15 protein-coding genes and 1 tRNA gene are annotated in these 15,553 nt (G+C 62.2%); 6 read left to right on the top strand and 10 right to left on the bottom strand.

The window, feature by feature from the left end:
• Nucleotide 1 precedes the first annotated feature (1 nt).
• Both X757_RS156850 and X757_RS156855 read left to right on the top strand, forming a co-directional pair.
• On the top strand, nt 2-724 hold the full coding sequence (locus X757_RS156850) for a heme-copper oxidase subunit III family protein (protein ID WP_023667664.1): 723 nt from the start codon (nt 2-4) through the stop codon (nt 722-724).
• A gap of 9 nt (nt 725-733) precedes the next feature.
• The gene (locus X757_RS156855) at nt 734-1,132 is read left to right on the top strand and encodes a cytochrome C oxidase subunit IV family protein (RefSeq protein ID WP_023667665.1); all 399 of its coding nucleotides are present in this window, start codon (nt 734-736) and stop codon (nt 1,130-1,132) included.
• A 63-nt stretch (nt 1,133-1,195) separates the two neighbouring features.
• On the opposite strand, the gene X757_RS156860 is transcribed toward X757_RS156855, so the two are convergent.
• The 4 genes from X757_RS156860 to tig all read right to left on the bottom strand — a co-directional run bounded on the left by X757_RS156860 (nt 1,196) and on the right by tig (nt 5,398).
• Nucleotides 1,196-2,017 (bottom strand): DUF2189 domain-containing protein, encoded by an 822-nt coding sequence (locus X757_RS156860; RefSeq protein WP_023691119.1) that lies wholly within the window; start codon nt 2,015-2,017, stop codon nt 1,196-1,198.
• Nucleotides 2,018-2,196: 179 nt separating this feature from the next.
• Nucleotides 2,197-3,129 (bottom strand): heme o synthase, encoded by a 933-nt coding sequence (locus X757_RS156865; RefSeq protein ID WP_023725691.1) that lies wholly within the window; start codon nt 3,127-3,129, stop codon nt 2,197-2,199.
• Nucleotides 3,130-3,281: 152 nt separating this feature from the next.
• Nucleotides 3,282-3,662 (bottom strand): cytochrome c family protein, encoded by a 381-nt coding sequence (locus tag X757_RS156870; RefSeq protein ID WP_023667668.1) that lies wholly within the window; start codon nt 3,660-3,662, stop codon nt 3,282-3,284.
• Between the two features lie 260 nt (nt 3,663-3,922).
• On the bottom strand, nt 3,923-5,398 hold the full coding sequence (gene tig, locus X757_RS156875) for a trigger factor (RefSeq protein ID WP_023681635.1): 1,476 nt from the start codon (nt 5,396-5,398) through the stop codon (nt 3,923-3,925).
• A 352-nt stretch (nt 5,399-5,750) separates the two neighbouring features.
• On the opposite strand from tig, the gene X757_RS156880 reads away from it, so the two are divergent.
• Nucleotides 5,751-5,835: transfer RNA gene (locus X757_RS156880), tRNA-Leu, on the top strand.
• Nucleotides 5,836-5,936: 101 nt separating this feature from the next.
• On the opposite strand, the gene X757_RS156885 is transcribed toward X757_RS156880, so the two are convergent.
• The 3 genes from X757_RS156885 to X757_RS156895 all read right to left on the bottom strand — a co-directional run bounded on the left by X757_RS156885 (nt 5,937) and on the right by X757_RS156895 (nt 9,151).
• Entirely contained in the window at nt 5,937-7,385 is a 1,449-nt protein-coding gene (locus tag X757_RS156885) for an aromatic amino acid lyase (protein ID WP_023710679.1), read from the bottom strand.
• 75 nt (nt 7,386-7,460) lie between these two features.
• Nucleotides 7,461-8,042, bottom strand: a complete 582-nt coding sequence (locus X757_RS156890) for a GDYXXLXY domain-containing protein (protein ID WP_023697610.1) — start codon at nt 8,040-8,042, stop codon at nt 7,461-7,463.
• Nucleotides 8,039-9,151, bottom strand: coding sequence for a DUF2157 domain-containing protein (locus X757_RS156895; protein WP_023725689.1), 1,113 nt, complete (start codon nt 9,149-9,151; stop codon nt 8,039-8,041). Before X757_RS156895 ends, X757_RS156890 begins: the two co-directional genes overlap by 4 nt.
• Nucleotides 9,152-9,386: 235 nt before the next feature.
• Here X757_RS156895 and X757_RS1000000166305 point away from each other — a divergent pair, with 235 nt between their 5' ends.
• The 3 genes from X757_RS1000000166305 (at nt 9,387) to trmFO (ending at nt 11,651) form a co-directional block, all read left to right on the top strand.
• Nucleotides 9,387-9,527, top strand: a complete 141-nt coding sequence (locus tag X757_RS1000000166305) for a DUF1127 domain-containing protein (RefSeq protein WP_006335194.1) — start codon at nt 9,387-9,389, stop codon at nt 9,525-9,527.
• A gap of 51 nt (nt 9,528-9,578) precedes the next feature.
• Entirely contained in the window at nt 9,579-9,722 is a 144-nt protein-coding gene (locus X757_RS1000000166300; RefSeq protein ID WP_023667673.1) for a DUF1127 domain-containing protein, read from the top strand.
• 516 nt (nt 9,723-10,238) lie between these two features.
• Nucleotides 10,239-11,651: a methylenetetrahydrofolate--tRNA-(uracil(54)-C(5))-methyltransferase (FADH(2)-oxidizing) TrmFO gene (trmFO, locus tag X757_RS156900; RefSeq protein WP_023725688.1), complete on the top strand. Its 1,413-nt coding sequence runs from the start codon at nt 10,239-10,241 to the stop codon at nt 11,649-11,651.
• A gap of 36 nt (nt 11,652-11,687) precedes the next feature.
• On the opposite strand, the gene X757_RS156905 is transcribed toward trmFO, so the two are convergent.
• Genes X757_RS156905 through secDF form a run of 3 tightly spaced genes read right to left on the bottom strand, consistent with a single transcriptional unit; the run spans nt 11,688 to nt 15,488 of the window.
• The gene (locus tag X757_RS156905; protein ID WP_031251179.1) at nt 11,688-12,533 is read right to left on the bottom strand and encodes a phytoene/squalene synthase family protein; all 846 of its coding nucleotides are present in this window, start codon (nt 12,531-12,533) and stop codon (nt 11,688-11,690) included.
• Nucleotide 12,534: 1 nt separating this feature from the next.
• Nucleotides 12,535-12,924 carry an Mth938-like domain-containing protein gene (locus X757_RS156910; RefSeq protein ID WP_023705997.1) on the bottom strand — a complete coding sequence of 130 codons (390 nt, stop codon included), beginning with the start codon at nt 12,922-12,924 and terminating at the stop codon, nt 12,535-12,537.
• Nucleotides 12,925-12,935: 11 nt separating this feature from the next.
• Nucleotides 12,936-15,488, bottom strand: coding sequence for a protein translocase subunit SecDF (secDF, locus tag X757_RS156915; protein WP_023725686.1), 2,553 nt, complete (start codon nt 15,486-15,488; stop codon nt 12,936-12,938).
• Between the last annotated feature and the right edge of the window lie 65 nt (nt 15,489-15,553).

Below are 15,553 nucleotides of genomic sequence, written 5' to 3'. Positions count from 1 at the left end.
CATGGCAGAAACGACACTGACGCATACCGGCCAAACGGAGACGCGGCCCGCAGGCTGGCAAGGCATCGCCGCCGATTGGTCCTCGGATCAGCGCGCGTTCAAGAACGTGTCCTGGGGCAAGGCCATGATGTGGATCTTCCTGCTCAGCGACACCTTCATCTTCGGCTGCTTCCTGCTCTCCTACATGACCGCGCGCGTCTCCACACGTGTGCCGTGGCCCAATCCGAGCGAGGTCTTTGCGCTTCGCATCGGCGGTTCGGACATTCCACTGATCCTGATTGCCATCATGACCTTCGTGCTGATATCGAGCAGCGGAACGATGGCCATGGCGGTCAATTTTGGCTATCGCCGCGACCGCCGCAAAACCGCAATCCTCATGCTTCTGACGGCAGCGCTAGGAGCCACCTTCGTCGGCATGCAAGCCTTCGAATGGACCAAGTTGATCACCGAAGGGGTACGGCCGTGGGGCAATCCCTGGGGCGCGGCACAATTCGGCTCGACTTTCTTCATGATCACCGGCTTCCACGGCACGCATGTGACGATCGGGGTGATCTTCCTCATCATCGTGGCGCGAAAGGTCTGGCGTGGAGACTACGACGTCGGTCGTCCCGGCTTCTTCACCAGCCGCAGGGGTCGCTACGAGAACGTCGAAATCATGGGGCTCTACTGGCATTTCGTCGACCTGGTCTGGGTGTTCATTTTCGCATTCTTCTATCTTTGGTGAGAGGCTGACATGGCTGAAGCAACCGCAAACGGCCTCGGGCAACACGCGCTGCACTCTGATCATGCGCATGAAGGGCCATCGACCGGCGTCGCGGAGGTTCATCAGGAACATCCGATCAAGCTCTATCTGGTGGTCTGGGCATGGCTGTTCATCCTCAGCGCCTGCTCCTACATGGTCGATTATCTCGGCATCCACGGCTATCTCAGATGGTCTCTGATCCTGATCTTCATGATCCTCAAGGCCGGGCTGATCGTCGCCGTGTTCATGCACATGGCCTGGGAGCGGCTGGCGCTGACCTATGCGATCATCCTGCCGCCGCTTCTGATATTGGTGTTCGTGGCGATGATGCTCTTCGAAGCGGACTACACGCTTCTCACCCGGTTGTCCTTCTTCGGACCGGGGCCCTGACGCACAGTCTTCATCTCCGGTCAAAGACCGGAGATGAAGCTTCCCATCAGCTGATCTGCGGGGTCAGAGGCCGACCCGCGTCGGGGACGATGGCGGCTCCACAACCTTGCGGTAGACATGCCAGGTGGCGTGACCCAGGATCGGCAGCACGACCGCCAGCCCGGCAAACACCGGCAGCGAGCCTATGATCAGGGCGACGGCGACAATCAGTCCCCAGACAGCCATGGGGATCGGGTTCGCCAGCACCGCTCGCACCGACGTGTGGATGGCTTCGTAGGCGCCGACGTCGCGGTCGAGCAGCAATGGGAAGGCGACAACCGTCGTGCACAACACCACCGCGGCGAAGACGAAGCCGATGGCGTGCCCCAGGACAATCAGAGACCAGCCGCGTCCGGTGGCAAATATTTCATTGATGAAGCCCGAAATCGATGCAGGCGGAGCCGGGCCGAAGAGATATTCGTAGAACACCTGCGCCGCCAAAAGCCAGGCGATGAAGATTGCAACCAGCATGATCCCGACTGCGGCGATGGCTGGCAGGGCCGGAGAATTCCTGACCTCGAAAGCGTGCGTCCAGGAGGTGTCGAGCCCGGCTTCTCGTCTGCGGCTGATCTCATAGAGGCCGATCGCCGCGAATGGACCTATCAGCGCAAAGCCGGACACCAGCGGAAACAACATCGGCAACGCATTGGCGCCCGAAGTCCAGGCAGCGAGCACCACGCCGACAAGCGGATAGATCAGGCAGAGAAAGACGATGTGCGACGGTTTGACCATAAAATCGTCAACACCGCGCTTGAGCGCATCGAATAGATCGGAAACACTGATTTTTCGGATTTTGGTGTGTTCCAGCGTTTCGCTGGCGCCTGCAATCACGTGAAAACTTGTCATGCCCGTTCCTCCAGACTAGGTCCGGCAAGGTCGCGGTTTCACGGTGCTGCCGTTCTGCATGACTGGCCACGCGAACCGCGACCTGCACCGCAATCAATATACTCCATTGACTGGAGCTTGTCGCCCGTTCTTACAAAAGGCTCCCGGAAGGCGAGGTTTCCGAACACAGCGTCATGCCGTCATCCTCCGGCTGACATGAACGCGCGTATCGCGATGGTATCGGCAAGCAGCACGGCAAAGATCGCGAAAAGATAGAAGATCGAATAGGCAAACAGCGCCTTGGCCGGCTTCATCTCCTTGTCGAGGATGACCAGGGCGTTCCAGGCATGCCAGATGAAACCCGCGCCCAATGCAGCCGAAACAATCCCATAGACCCCGCTCGTAAATCCGAACGCCCAGGGCAGCACTCCGATCGGTGCCAGGAGCAGTGAATAGGCGAAGATCTGCCTTCTGGTCGAGGCCTGGCCGGCCACGTTCGGCATCATCGGGATGCCGGCAGCGGCATAGTCGCCGGCCTTGAACAGTGCGAGCGCCCAGAAATGCGGCGGCGTCCACAGGAAAATGATCAGGAACAGGATGAGGCTTTCAATGCCGATGGCGCCGGTGGCCGCCGCCCAGCCGATCATCGGAGGAAGGGCACCCGCCGCGCCGCCGATGACGATGTTCTGCGGTATCGAGCGCTTCAGCCACATCGTATAGATGACGACGTAGAAAAAGATGGTGAAGGCCAGCAGTGACGCGGCAAGCCAGCCCACCAGCACGCCGAGCGTCATGACCGAAAGTGCGGAAAGCACCAAGCCGAAGCCGAGCGCTTCGCCGGCCGTGACGCGGCCCGACGGAACCGGCCGCTTTGACGTGCGCGACATCAGCGCGTCGATGTCGGCGTCGTACCACATGTTGAGCGCGCCGGCCGCTCCCGCTCCAACCGCAATCGCACCTATGGCGATCACGGCGATGACCGGGTTCATCGCGCCGGGCGCCACCATCAGACCGACGAAGGCGGTAAACACGGCAAGGGCCATGACCCGAGGCTTCAAGAGCGCAAAGAAATCACTGGCCGTCGCTTCCGAGAGGCGGACGCCGGTATCCTTGAGGCTTTCCTTGACCGACATTTGAGACGACCATCGATGGAAACCGGGCAGCCTAGAGCAATTCCAGGAAAGTGTATGGGGTTTTCCGCCCGGAATTGCGTAAGAACAAAGAGATCGAGCGGATCGCAGTTTCCGTGAAACGGTGAAACGCTCTGGCCGGCCGAAGAGCCAGGTTACGGGGAAAATTGCTTCAGATAGGCGATGACGTTGGCGACGTCCTCGTCCTTCTTGAGGCCGGGAAACGCCATCTTCGTCCCTTTGACCATTGCCTTGGGGTCGTGAAGATACGTCGTCAGTGTCGGCTCATCCCATTTGACGCCGGATGTGCCGGCCGCGATCATGGCTTCGGAATATTTAAAATCCGGATGCGTGCCGGCCGTCCGGCCGATAACGCCATGCAACGAAGGGCCTATCTTGTTGGTGTCTTGGTCTGCGACGTGGCAGACCTTGCATTTGGTGAAGACCTTCTCGCCCGCCGCGGCGTCCTGTGCCCGCGATGGATTGGCGATGAAAGTTGCAACGGAAACGACGGCGAAAAACGCAACCAAGCGCATGGCATTCCTCCCTGATCGTCAAATTTTCCTCAGACGGTCTGCACATGCCGGTAGCACCAGCATGCGCCCTGCACGGCAGAATAGATTCTCCGCTCCTCCCCAGATGGAATTGCGCTACTTGTGTACCACAGAATCTGGCCGGTAGGTAGAACAGGTCGACCGTACAAAGGTTCAGGTGGGCTGCGGTGGCTCAAGGCACATCCGCCACAACGAAAAAGGCCGCCTCGAGGGCGGCCTTTTCTGATCTTGTCGTCAGGCGCTTATTCGGCGTCCTTGGCGGCCTTCTTCTTCGGGGCTGCCTTCTTCTTCGGCTCTTCCGCGTCGTCGGCCTTTTCAGCCTTGTCGGCCTTCTTGGCAGCGGCCTTCTTCGCCGGCTTGGCCTTGGCGGTATCGCCCTCTTCGTCGTCAGCCATCAGCTCTTCCTTGCTGACCTTGACGTCGGTGACCGAGATCTGGCTGAGCAGATGGTCGACGACCTTCTCCTCGAACATCGGCGCGCGCAGCGTGTTCAGGGCTTCCGGATTGCTGCGATAGAACTCGAAGGCTTCCTGCTGCTGGTTGGCCGGGTAGCGGCGCACCTGCTCGAACAGGCCGCGCTGCAGTTCCTCGTCGGAAACGGTGACGCCGGCCTTCTCGCCGATCTCGGCCAAAACCAGGCCGAGACGCACGCGGCGCTCGGCAAGCCGCAGATATTCGGCGCGTGCCTCTTCTTCCGTCGTCTCCTCGTCGGCGAAGGTACGGCCGGCGGCTTCGAGATCGCGGTTGACCTGGGTCCAGATGTTGTTGAACTCGGCATCGACGAGCTTCGACGGCGCCTCGAACGAATAGGCCGCGTCAAGCTGGTCGAGCAGCTGGCGCTTGACCTTCTGGCGGGTCATCGAACCGAACTGGTTCTCGATCTGGCCGCGCACCACGTCGCGCAGGCGCTCCAGCGATTCCAAGCCGAGGTTCTTGGCCATCTCGTCGTTGATTTCCAGCGCGCCGGGCTTGGACACTTCCTTGACGGTGACGTCGAAGGTGGCTTCCTTGCCGGCCAGATGCGCTGCCTGGTAGTTTTCCGGGAAAGTGACGGTGACCTGCTTCTCGTCGCCGGCCTTGGCGCCGATCAGTTGGTCCTCGAAGCCCGGAATGAATTCCTTGGACCCCAGAACCAGCGGCTGGTCGGTGCCGGCGCCGCCGGAAAAGGCCTCGCCGTCGATCTTGCCGACATAGTCGATCGAAACGCGATCGCCTTCGGCGGCCTTGCCGGTCTTCGGCTCGAAGCTTCGCGCCGATTCGGCAACGCGCTGGACCTGCTCGTCGATCTCGCTGTCCGGCACTTCGAATACCTGGCGCGTCACCTTGATGTCGGAGAAATCCTTGATCTCGATCGCCGGGATGACCTCGTAGTTGAGGCGGAATTCGAAGTCGGCGCCGCCGGCCAGGATCTTCTCGGCCTCTTTCTCGTCTTCCGTCATGATCACTTCAGGCTGCATGGCGGCCTTTTCGCCGCGCCCCGTGATGATCGAACGGGTCGAATCGTTGAGGATTTCGTTGACCACTTCGGCCATGAACGACTTGCCGTAGACCTTGCGCAAATGCTGCACAGGCACCTTGCCGGGACGGAAGCCGTTGATGCGGACCTTGTTCCTGGCGTCGGACAGCCGCGCCATCAGCTTGGCTTCCATATCACCGGCCGGCACGGTGATCTTGATCTCGCGCTTGAGACCGGAGTTGAGCGTTTCGGTGACCTGCATCGTAAAACCTTTATCTTCACCAAAGAGGCTGCCACGGCGTCTTGCCGTTCACAGCCTGCCGGTACAATCTTGCCGGGAATGGCTTTTGGTACGGAACCTGGCGATTTGACCGAAATTACGGCTCAAATTGTTCCAAACTGCGTTCCAAGATGTGAATAAGTTCTTGTTTTTCCTACTTCTTATCACATTCTGCAGAAGCGGATCGGCGCGTCCCGTCACATTTGACACGCCTTTTGTCACAGGCGAGGCCAATTTTCAACCATCTTCGCGTTGCAGCGAATGACCGCCCCAACGGCAGACATTTTCGCCCCGACATTGACAGAATGATGGCTACATGGGATTGCCGACAAATGCGGATGTGGCGGAACTGGTAGACGCCCTGGATTTAGGTTCCAGTGCCGAAAGGCGTGGGGGTTCGAGTCCCTTCATCCGCACCACCCTTCGCTCTATCGAGCTTCGGGTGGCAGGCCACCCAGGAGCTTGATAAAGCGAAGGGTGTCCTCCGAAGCCGTGGCGTAGGAGGACTGGCGGCGACGGCCTACACTTCAAACACTTGACCGGTAAACCACTCCGCCAATTTCGCCAGCTCCGGCCCCAGCACCCGGTCGGCGTCGACCGGCGGCACGATCTTCCTGATATCCGCGACAAAATCCTGCAATGCCGGCGGCGCGGCGCGTTCAGTCACGTACAGGGCCTGCGAGGCGATCATCGCCAGCATCGCCATTGCCGCATCGAGGCAGCGGCCGGCCGTCGCTTCCTTGGTCCAGGCGAAGAATGCGGTGGTGGCGACGTCGTCCTGGCCGGCGCCGGCCGATTCGGTGCCCGGAATGAAGGTGCGCTGCGCCGCGAGTTTGGCCTGTTCGAGATAGCCGGTGATCGCCATCGGCACATAGCCGACATTGCCGTGCCCGTCGCTGTCGGCCCAATGCCGCCCGGTCATCAACAGGTCGGGCAGCAGCGACACCTTGCCGTTCAGCAGCTTTGAGGCGTGGCGGTCGCAGAGCAGGCAGAGATCGGCCCAGATCGCCGCCAGATCGTCGAGCGCCGGCGTCGCCATGGCATTGTGATAGCCGCCGGTCGAGATGCAGCGCCCCAGCGGGTGCGCCGCGTCGGGCGGGATATAGACTGGATTGTCCGAGATCGAGGCCAGCGATACGGTCGCCGCCTGCTCGGCGCCGGCCAGCGCCCGATGCGCATGGCCGAGCACACGCGGCACGATGCGGTAGCTGACCGGCGCCTGATAATTGCGCCGTCCATCCCCTGCGCCGACCAGAAACTGCCGCAACCCTTGCAAGGCGGCCGCTTCGTGTTCGTCGCCCCAGAGCCCGTCGAGCGCTGCATCATAATGCTCGAGCGGCGCACGAAACGCTTCGATCGACAGCGCGAACACCTTGTGCGCCATGGCGAGGCGACGACGCGCGGCAAGTGCTGCGTCCGCCACCAGTGCCGCCGCGCAGGGCGAGCCGTTGATCAGCGAACCGCGCTCCTTCACCTCAAGCTCAAGGCTGGCGGTAAGCGCAGCAAACAGCGGATAGAGCGCCAGGATCTCGCCGGCGCCACCCTGCCCTTGCGACGGCACCACCGGCATCGGGCCGCCGTCGAGCATCGCCGCGACCGCCCGTGCGATGCGCGGCGTGGTCGCGGCATTGCCTTCGATAAAGTTGGTCAGCCGCGCCAACACGATCGCCCTTACGACGCGCTCAGGCAATGGCTCACCGAACGATGTGGCGGCAGCAAAAGCCTTGATGCGCGCATGGCGGTCGCGCTCGTCAAGTTCGAGCTTGCGGCTTGCCAGCTCGCCCATCGCGGTGGTGACGCCGTAGATGACCGGCGGCGGATCGGACTCAATGAGTTTCAGGAACGAGGCGCGGCATTCGGCAATGCGTTGCAAGGCCTTGTCGCCGATTTCGACCGTGTCGTTTCTCCAGGCGACGCGCAAAACGGCATCGAGATTGATATCTTCGCGCGTCGTCACCGTAATCGGCATTGTCTTCGCCCGTCTGGTTTGCATGAGGGCGAAGCGATCGATCGTTGCCGAAATCCATGCCCTGGGTAATGTCTTCTAGTAGAGCGGTTCCTCAAACAATGTCTTGTCGCCGTCCATCAGCGCCTTGATCTGTGCCTGGCCACTGGCGGCGAGCGCGATGCGCACGCCGAATGGCCGCACCCGCATGTCGTTCTGGATCGCCATGCCCTGGCCCTCAGGTAGGTAGAAGCGGTCGATGCCGTATTGCGGTGCGATCGTGGATTCAGGATCAAGCGTCCAGCCCGGCGCGACCTGGCCGACAATATCGGCTTCGTCGGCGGTCGCCGGCGTCGGAGCCTTGCCGAACCAGGCCGTGGTCGCATGCCAATAGCCGTCGGCACCCGGCTTCAGCCGGACCACGATCGGCGTGTTCTCGCTCACGAGCTGGCCGGCCGGGATGTTGGCGATCAGCTTCACCGGCAAGCGCGATATTTCATAGCCGAGGATAATATAGTCGCCGCGCAGCAGATCGCGCGGATCGACCGGCTCGACTTTCAGCAAGACCTCCTTTCCGTTGCGCAGGATCGCCGCGCGGCCGGCGATGATCCAGCTCAGGAAGCCGATCTGGACGAGCGCCAGGACCAGCGCCGAGATGACAAGTTTCTTTCCAGACATTATGCTGCCGCTCCTTCCGGGGCCTTCATGCGTTTTTCCACACGGATGATGACGAGAGCCAGGGTGCCGAAAAGCACCGCGGCAGCCAGGAAGAAGCCGGCCGTGCCGAGCATCGTCTGCAAGGTCACGACGTAGATAATGGCAAGTTCGAAGGCAAAGCCGGCATAAGCAACCCAGCGCAGCCCCCTGCTCTCGCGCCCGCCCAGAACGATCGCCGCCGCAATCCCGGCCAGCGCGATAACCGAGGCGACGGCAAAGCCGTTGCTGAAGGCGTTATCATCGCCCAGTTCGATCTGGATCATCGCCAGCCCGGTGAGAAAGCCGATCAAGGCGTGCAAAGGCAGCCGCCCGCCGAGTTGCAAGATCCGGTCGGCCGGCCCGGCGGCGAAGATCGAAACCGCAAACAGCAGCGCCGACACCACGACGAGAGGAATAGCCAGGGCGAGCGTGTTCTGGTCCAGGCCGCGCACCGCGATATAGAAAATGACCGAGAGAATGATCAGGTGGCGTGCCGGCTGGCTGCGCGTCCACAACGAGACGACAAAAAGCACCGGCGCCATGATGACGAAGAAATCCGGAAATACGGGGCGGTCATAAAAGTCGAACGCGCGCACGAACAGCCAGGCAACGGATATGCCGACGGCAGCGACCGTCAGCGGGTTCGAGCGCAACGCCACCGCGGCAAATGCGGTGCCGATGCCCCAGGTGACGATGGCCGAGGCTTCGTCACCCGTGAGATGGTACATCTGGCCGATCAGCGCGACCGATCCGCCGAAGGCCGCGGCGGCCACGATCCACAGCGCCTCGCCGATCGCCGCATGGTCGCGCATCTTCAACACCGCGCCGCCTACATAGCCGGCGAGAATGACGGCAAACAGCGCCGCGACCCGCACCAGCCGCGGGATGACGTCCCAGTTGGCGGCGACGAAGAGCAGGATCGCGGCGCCGAACAGCAGCGCTGCCATCATGGCCAATATAGTGCCGAAGCTCAGCGATTTGCGCTCGTTTGCGTCGATGTCGCACTTAAGCGCATCGGCCGTCTTCGCGTCGATCAGGCCGGCCTGCAGCCACCGCCCGATATCGGCCCTCGCCCGTGACGAATAACTCGCCATGCCGCTTCTCCCCCAGCTTGGTCTTTCTGACAGCCGATCCGCTCAAATCGTTGACGCAACGTCATTTTCCGATTCGGGTTTCTTCATGACGAAGCCGTGAACGCGCGTTAATGTTGCATTGCACAATTTGCATTGCTGCCATGCGCCAACAGCACTTTTAAATCGATATTACCCAGCCTATTTACTGTTCGTACACAAACGGAATGATCCGAAGAAAGACGAAACGAGCACTACCATGAACCTGATCCGCAACTACCGCAACTGGCGCCGCTACCGGGACACCGTCTCCGAGCTGAGCCGCCTGTCGAACCGTGAACTGACCGACCTCGGCATCAGCCGCAGCGACATCCACTACGTCGCCCGCAAGGCGGTCTAATCCTCTTCGGATCGCAAATGGTCCGAACCAGTTTTGAAAAAGAGAACGACAATGAACCTGATCCGCAACTATCGTAACTGGCGCGTTTACCGCGACACCGTTACCGAGCTGGGTCGCCTTTCGAACCGTCAGCTCCATGATCTCGGCATCGTCCGTGACGAGATCAAGATCATCGCCCGCAGAGCGACGATCTAGCCAGAATTTCGCCAGGGTCGACCTCCTCCCCGACCCTGACGGATACGGTCAGCCTTCACCTCCTCCCGAGGGTTGACCACCAAAACGGCGCCCGCCGCACCTCCTCCCGCGGCGGGCGCTGTTTCCAAAGCGAACGCAGTTCGTCTTTCCGAAGCGAACGCTAGTTCGTCTTCAAAGTGAACGCAGTTCGTCTTCCAGGGATTTCGCCTCCCTCGATCCGGCGAAAAGAATTTCGTCAAAGCCGACCTCCTCCCCGGCGATGGCGAATACGGCCGATCCCCACCTCCTCCCGAGGATCGGCCCCAAAAACGACACCCGCCGCACCTCCTCCCGCGGCGGGTGTTGTTGTTTTTGGGCAGGCTTTTCAATTGCGCATGCAGTCGATCGAGGCGCTTTACGCCGCCATCAGACCGTCGCTGCGGACATAAGAAAGTCGAGCTCCGTCGTTGCACGACAATGACCCACGCTCGCACCGGCCAATTGCAAACGGCGCGCCAAGCGATTATTCCGGCGCTCATGAGCAAAAATCCTATCCACATCGTCGGCGGCGGCCTCGCCGGCTGCGAAGCCGCCTGGCAGGCAGCACAAGCCGGTGTTCCCGTCATTTTGCATGAGATGCGCCCGGTGCGCGGCACCGATGCGCACAAGACCGATGGGCTTGCCGAACTTGTCTGTTCCAATTCCTTCCGCTCCGACGATGCCGAGAACAACGCCGTCGGCCTGCTGCATGCCGAAATGCGGCTGGCCGGCTCGCTGATCATGAGTGCCGGCGACGCCAACCAGGTGCCGGCAGGCGGCGCGCTGGCCGTGGATCGCGACGGTTTCTCCGACGCGGTGACGAAAAAGCTTGAAGCGCACCCGCTGATCACCATCGAGCGCGAGGAAGTGCCGGGCCTGCCGCCGGCGGAGTGGGACCAGGCGATCATCGCCACGGGACCGCTGACCGCGCCGTCGCTCGCCCAGTCGATCGTCGAGGCAACCGGCGCCGATGCGCTGGCCTTCTTCGACGCGATTGCCCCGATCATCCATTTCGACACGATCGACATGGACATTTGCTGGTTCCAGTCGCGCTACGACAAGGTTGGGCCCGGCGGCACCGGCAAGGACTACATCAACTGCCCGATGGACAAGGACCAGTATCTCGCCTTCGTACAGGCGCTGGTCGACGGCCAGAAGACCGAATTCAAGCAGTGGGAAGGCACGCCCTATTTCGACGGCTGCTTGCCGATCGAGATCATGGCCGAGCGCGGCGTCGAGACGCTGCGCTACGGGCCGATGAAGCCGATGGGGCTGACCAATGCCCACAATCCGACGGTAAAAGCCTATGCCGTGGTGCAGCTGCGTCAGGACAATGCGCTGGGCACGCTCTACAACATGGTCGGTTTCCAGACCAAGCTGAAGCATGCCGAGCAGGTGCGCGTGTTCCGCACCATTCCGGGTCTGGAAAACGCCGAGTTCGCCCGTCTCGGCGGCCTGCACCGCAACACCTACATCAATTCGCCGACCTTGCTCGACGCCTCGCTGCAGCTGAAGTCGCGGCCGGGCCTGCGCTTTGCCGGCCAGATCACCGGCTGCGAGGGCTATGTCGAGAGCGCGGCGATCGGCCTGCTCGCCGGCCGCTTCGCCGCCGCCGAGCGGCTCGGCCACACCCCGTCGCTGCCACCGCTCACCACCGCCTTCGGCGCGCTGCTCAACCACATCACCGGCGGCCACATCGTCTCCGACGACGAGCCGGGCAAACGCTCGTTCCAGCCGATGAACGTCAATTTCGGCCTGTTCCCGCCGGTGGAAGCACCGAAGACCGAAGGCAAACGCCTGCGCGGCAAGGACAAGACGGTGGCCAAGCGCCACGCGATCACCTCACGCGCGCGGGCAGATTGTCGGGAGTGGCTAGGGCTGCCGGCGCAAACAGCGGAAGCTGCTGAATAGCCAAGTCTCAGGGCCCTAACGCGATTGACGTTTACGTCAACTCGCTGGCCATCCCCGCGTTGCGCGCCTGAGCAACAGCCAATGCCGGCGCAGAGCCGAAAGCCGGGCTGCGCCGCCAAGCGGCGAGCGACGACCACTCGCCATCTTGCCGAGATAGGCGCTGGTCAGCGCCAGCGGCAGGAACGCCGGACGCAGCGTTTCCGGAAGTGCGGACGCCCCTTGCTCGAAAGCGCGGTGATGCTCCTGCGCCAATGCAATCATCGCAGCCACCGCGCGCTGAGCGCCGGGGCCGCCGTCGCCGCTGACGAACTCCTCCGGCGACGAGCCGGCCGCTGCAAGGATATCCGCCGGCACGAAGCATTGCCCGCGTCGGCGATGCAGCGGCAACAGCAGCAACAGGCCGGTCATCGCCTGGGCGCAGCCGGCCCTGCCCGCCAGTTCGGCAAAGCGCGGCGCCTGATTGGGATCGAGCACCATCGCCGCCAGCTGGATCAGCGCGGCCGCCGTCTCGCCGCAATAGCCCTCGAGATCGGTGCGCGACAGCATCGGATCGTCATAGAGGTCGAAGATGCGGGCCTCGAGCATGTTGTCGAAGGCAGTTTTGGGCAGGCCATGGGCAGAAATCGTCGCCTTCAGCGCATCGGCGAGCGGGTTGCCTGTGGCTGCGGCTTCAGCAGCGATGACATCGCGCCACCATTGCAGCCTCACTTCGCCCGGCAATGCCTCGTGGATGCGGTCGCGGACAGAGGCGATCTCGGCATTGAAGGCGTAAAGCGAAAACAGCGCCGCGCGCTTGTCGGCCGGTGCATAGAGTGCGCTGACATAGCGGTCATGGTCGCCGGCGCGCACCGCCTCGATGACGATGTCAGCTGTATCGGTCACGTCAGTCGACGGCGATGAGCGCCGCAGCCACGGCGCGGTCTTCGGCAAGCAGCACATTGTAGGTCCGCACCGCTGCCCCCGTCGACATCGGGTCGGAGCCAATGCCAGCCGCCTTCAGCGCCGCCCGAAGGGCTGCCGGCAAGGGCCGCAAATCCTTGCCTGTGCCGACCAGCAGGATCTCGACCTTGCCGGCTTCGGCCAGCAGCAGGTCGAAATCCGCCGCCGTCAGGGCCAGCGGATCGGCCGGCTCCCAGCCATGGATGCCGGAGGGCAGGCACAGAAGCGAGCCGCGATGCGACATGTCGGCGAAGCGGAAGCCGCCATTGCCGTAGGCTTCGATCGGCGCCCGTCCGGGGAAATGCGCCTCGCGGATGACGATGCCTTTTGCCACCAGCGCAGCCGTCAGGTCGCCATGGCCTTGCCGCCACCAACCGGCTTCTCCTCATCGGCGCTCGCTCCCTGCGGCCTGAGCCTGAACAGGATCAGCAAGGGCGCTGCGATGAAGATCGACGAATAGGTGCCGAAGACGACGCCGAACAGCATCGCCATGGTGAACGAGCGGATCACCTCGCCGCCGAACAACACCAGCGCCAGCAGCGCCAGGATGGTCGTCACCGAAGTGAGCGTCGTTCTCGACAGCGTCTCGTTGATGGCGTTGTTCAACAATTGCGGGAGCGGCATTCGTTTGTATTTTCGCAAATCTTCTCGAACACGGTCATAGACGACGATCGTGTCGTTGAGCGAATAGCCGATAATGGTCAGGATCGCCGCCAGCGAAGACTGGTTGAACTCGAGCCCGGTGATGACGAAGAAGCCCAGCGTCATCACCACATCGTGCACCGTCGCCACGATGGCGCCGACCGCGAACTGCCATTCGAAGCGGAACCAGACATAGACCAGGATGCCGATCAGCGCGATGATCATCGCAATCGTGCCTTGCTTGGCCAGCTCGCCCGAAACCGTCGGGCCCACCACCTCGACGCGGCGAAAATCGTAATTGTCCTGGAGCTCGCCGCGCACCTTGTCGATGACGGTCTGCTCGGCGTTCTCGCCGCCATCCTGGGTGCCGACGCGGATCAGCACGTCGTTCGGCGCGCCGAATTGCTGGACCTGCACTTCACCGATGTTTAGCTCCGACAGCCGGCTTCTGATATCGCCAAGATCGGCGTCGCCTTGCTTGGACTGCACCTCGATGATCGAGCCGCCCTTGAAGTCGATGCCGTAGTTGATGTCGATGGTCAGGAATCCGATAACCGACGCGATCGACAGCAGGCTGGACAGTGCGAAGGTCCAGCGGCGGATGCCCATGAACGGGATTTTCGTGCCCGGCGGAACGAAGGTCACCGGCGCACGCGGCAATTCCTTCGGACGCGCACGGCGCAGCCAGATCGACACCAGCAGACGGGTGAAGGTGAAGGCGGTGAAGACCGTGGTCAGGATGCCGATGGCATAGGTGATGGCGAAGCCCTTGACCGGTCCGGTGCCGAGATAGAACAGCACGACCGTGGCAATCAGCGACGTCACGTTGGAATCCACGATGGTCGCCAACGCCTTGGTGAAGCCGGTGTCGATCGATTGGATGACCGAACGGCCGGCCCGTCGCTCCTCGCGGATGCGCTCATAGATCAGCACGTTGGAATCGACCGCCATGCCGATGGTCAGCACGATACCGGCAATGCCGGGCAAGGTCAGCGTCGCGCCAAGCAGCGACAAAACCCCGACGATCATCGCCACGTGCACGGCGAGCGCAATGTTGGCGAGGAAGCCGAGAAGTCCGTACGCGACGAACATGAAGGCGACGACGAGAATGGAGCCGATGATGCCGGCGACCTTGCCGGCATGGATCGAATCCTGGCCGAGGCCCGGGCCCACCGTGCGTTCTTCGATCACGGTCAGCTTTGCCGGCAACGCACCGGCCCGCAGCAGCACGGCGAGGTCGTTGGCGCTTTCGGCGGTGAAATTGCCTGAAATCTGGCCGCTGCCGCCGAGGATCGGTTCGCGGATCACCGGCGCCGAAATCACCTGATTGTCGAGGATGATGGCGAACGGCTTGCCGACATTCTGCTGGGTCGCCTGGCCGAACCGTGTCGCACCGCGCGAGTTGAAGACGAACGAAACCACTGGCTCGTTGTTTCGGGAATCATAGGTTGCGGTGGCCTTGGCAAGATCCTCGCCGGACACGATGACGCGATTTTCCACCAGATACGGAACCGGCGGATCGTCCTGCGAATAAAGCACCGAGGAGCCTGCCGGCGGGCGGCCGTTCAGCGCATCCTGCACCGACATCGAGGTATCCACCATCTGGAAGGTCATCTTGGCGGTCTGGCCGATGATCTCCTTCAGCCTTTGCGGATCCTGCAGGCCCGGCACCTGGACGAGCACACGGTCGTCGCCCTGCCGCTGCACGATCGGCTCGGTGGTGCCGAGTTCGTTGACGCGACGCTCGACGACTTCGATCGACTGCGCCAATGCGGCTGAGGTGCGGTATTTGATGCCGGCGTCGGTGACGGTGAATTTGAGCAGCCCGGCTTCGGAATCGTCCAGCGACATTTCCTGGATGGAGCCGCCGGTGAACAGGCCGGCGGCGACTGGATCGGTCAGCGGCTTCAGCGCCGTCTTGGCGGCATCGATCTGGGTTGGATCGGTGATGCGCACTTGTACGGTCCTGCCGGTGCCGCCAAGGCCGGTATAGCCCACCTTGGCATCGCGCAGCAGCGTGCGGATCTCGTCGCGCGTCGTTTCCAGCTGCGCCTTGACGAGATCATTCTGGTCCATCTGCAAGAGGATGTGCGAACCGCCCTGCAGATCGAGACCAAGCGTCATCTGCCGCTTCGGCACCCAGTTGGGCAATTGCGCCAATGTGCTGGCCGGGAAGAGATTTGGCGCGGCAAGGATGAATGTGACGGCCACGGCGATCCAGATCAGGATCATCTTCAGGCGCGAAAAATACAGCATATGGCGTTGTCCGTCAGGGCGTACTGGCGGATCGTTCCGCCGACAATTCGGTTATTTCTTGGCGT

It is taken from the genome of Mesorhizobium sp. LSHC412B00 (assembly GCF_000503035.1).
In the GTDB taxonomy this organism is placed as follows: domain Bacteria; phylum Pseudomonadota; class Alphaproteobacteria; order Rhizobiales; family Rhizobiaceae; genus Mesorhizobium.
This window is presented reverse-complemented; position numbering and strand designations above follow the sequence as displayed.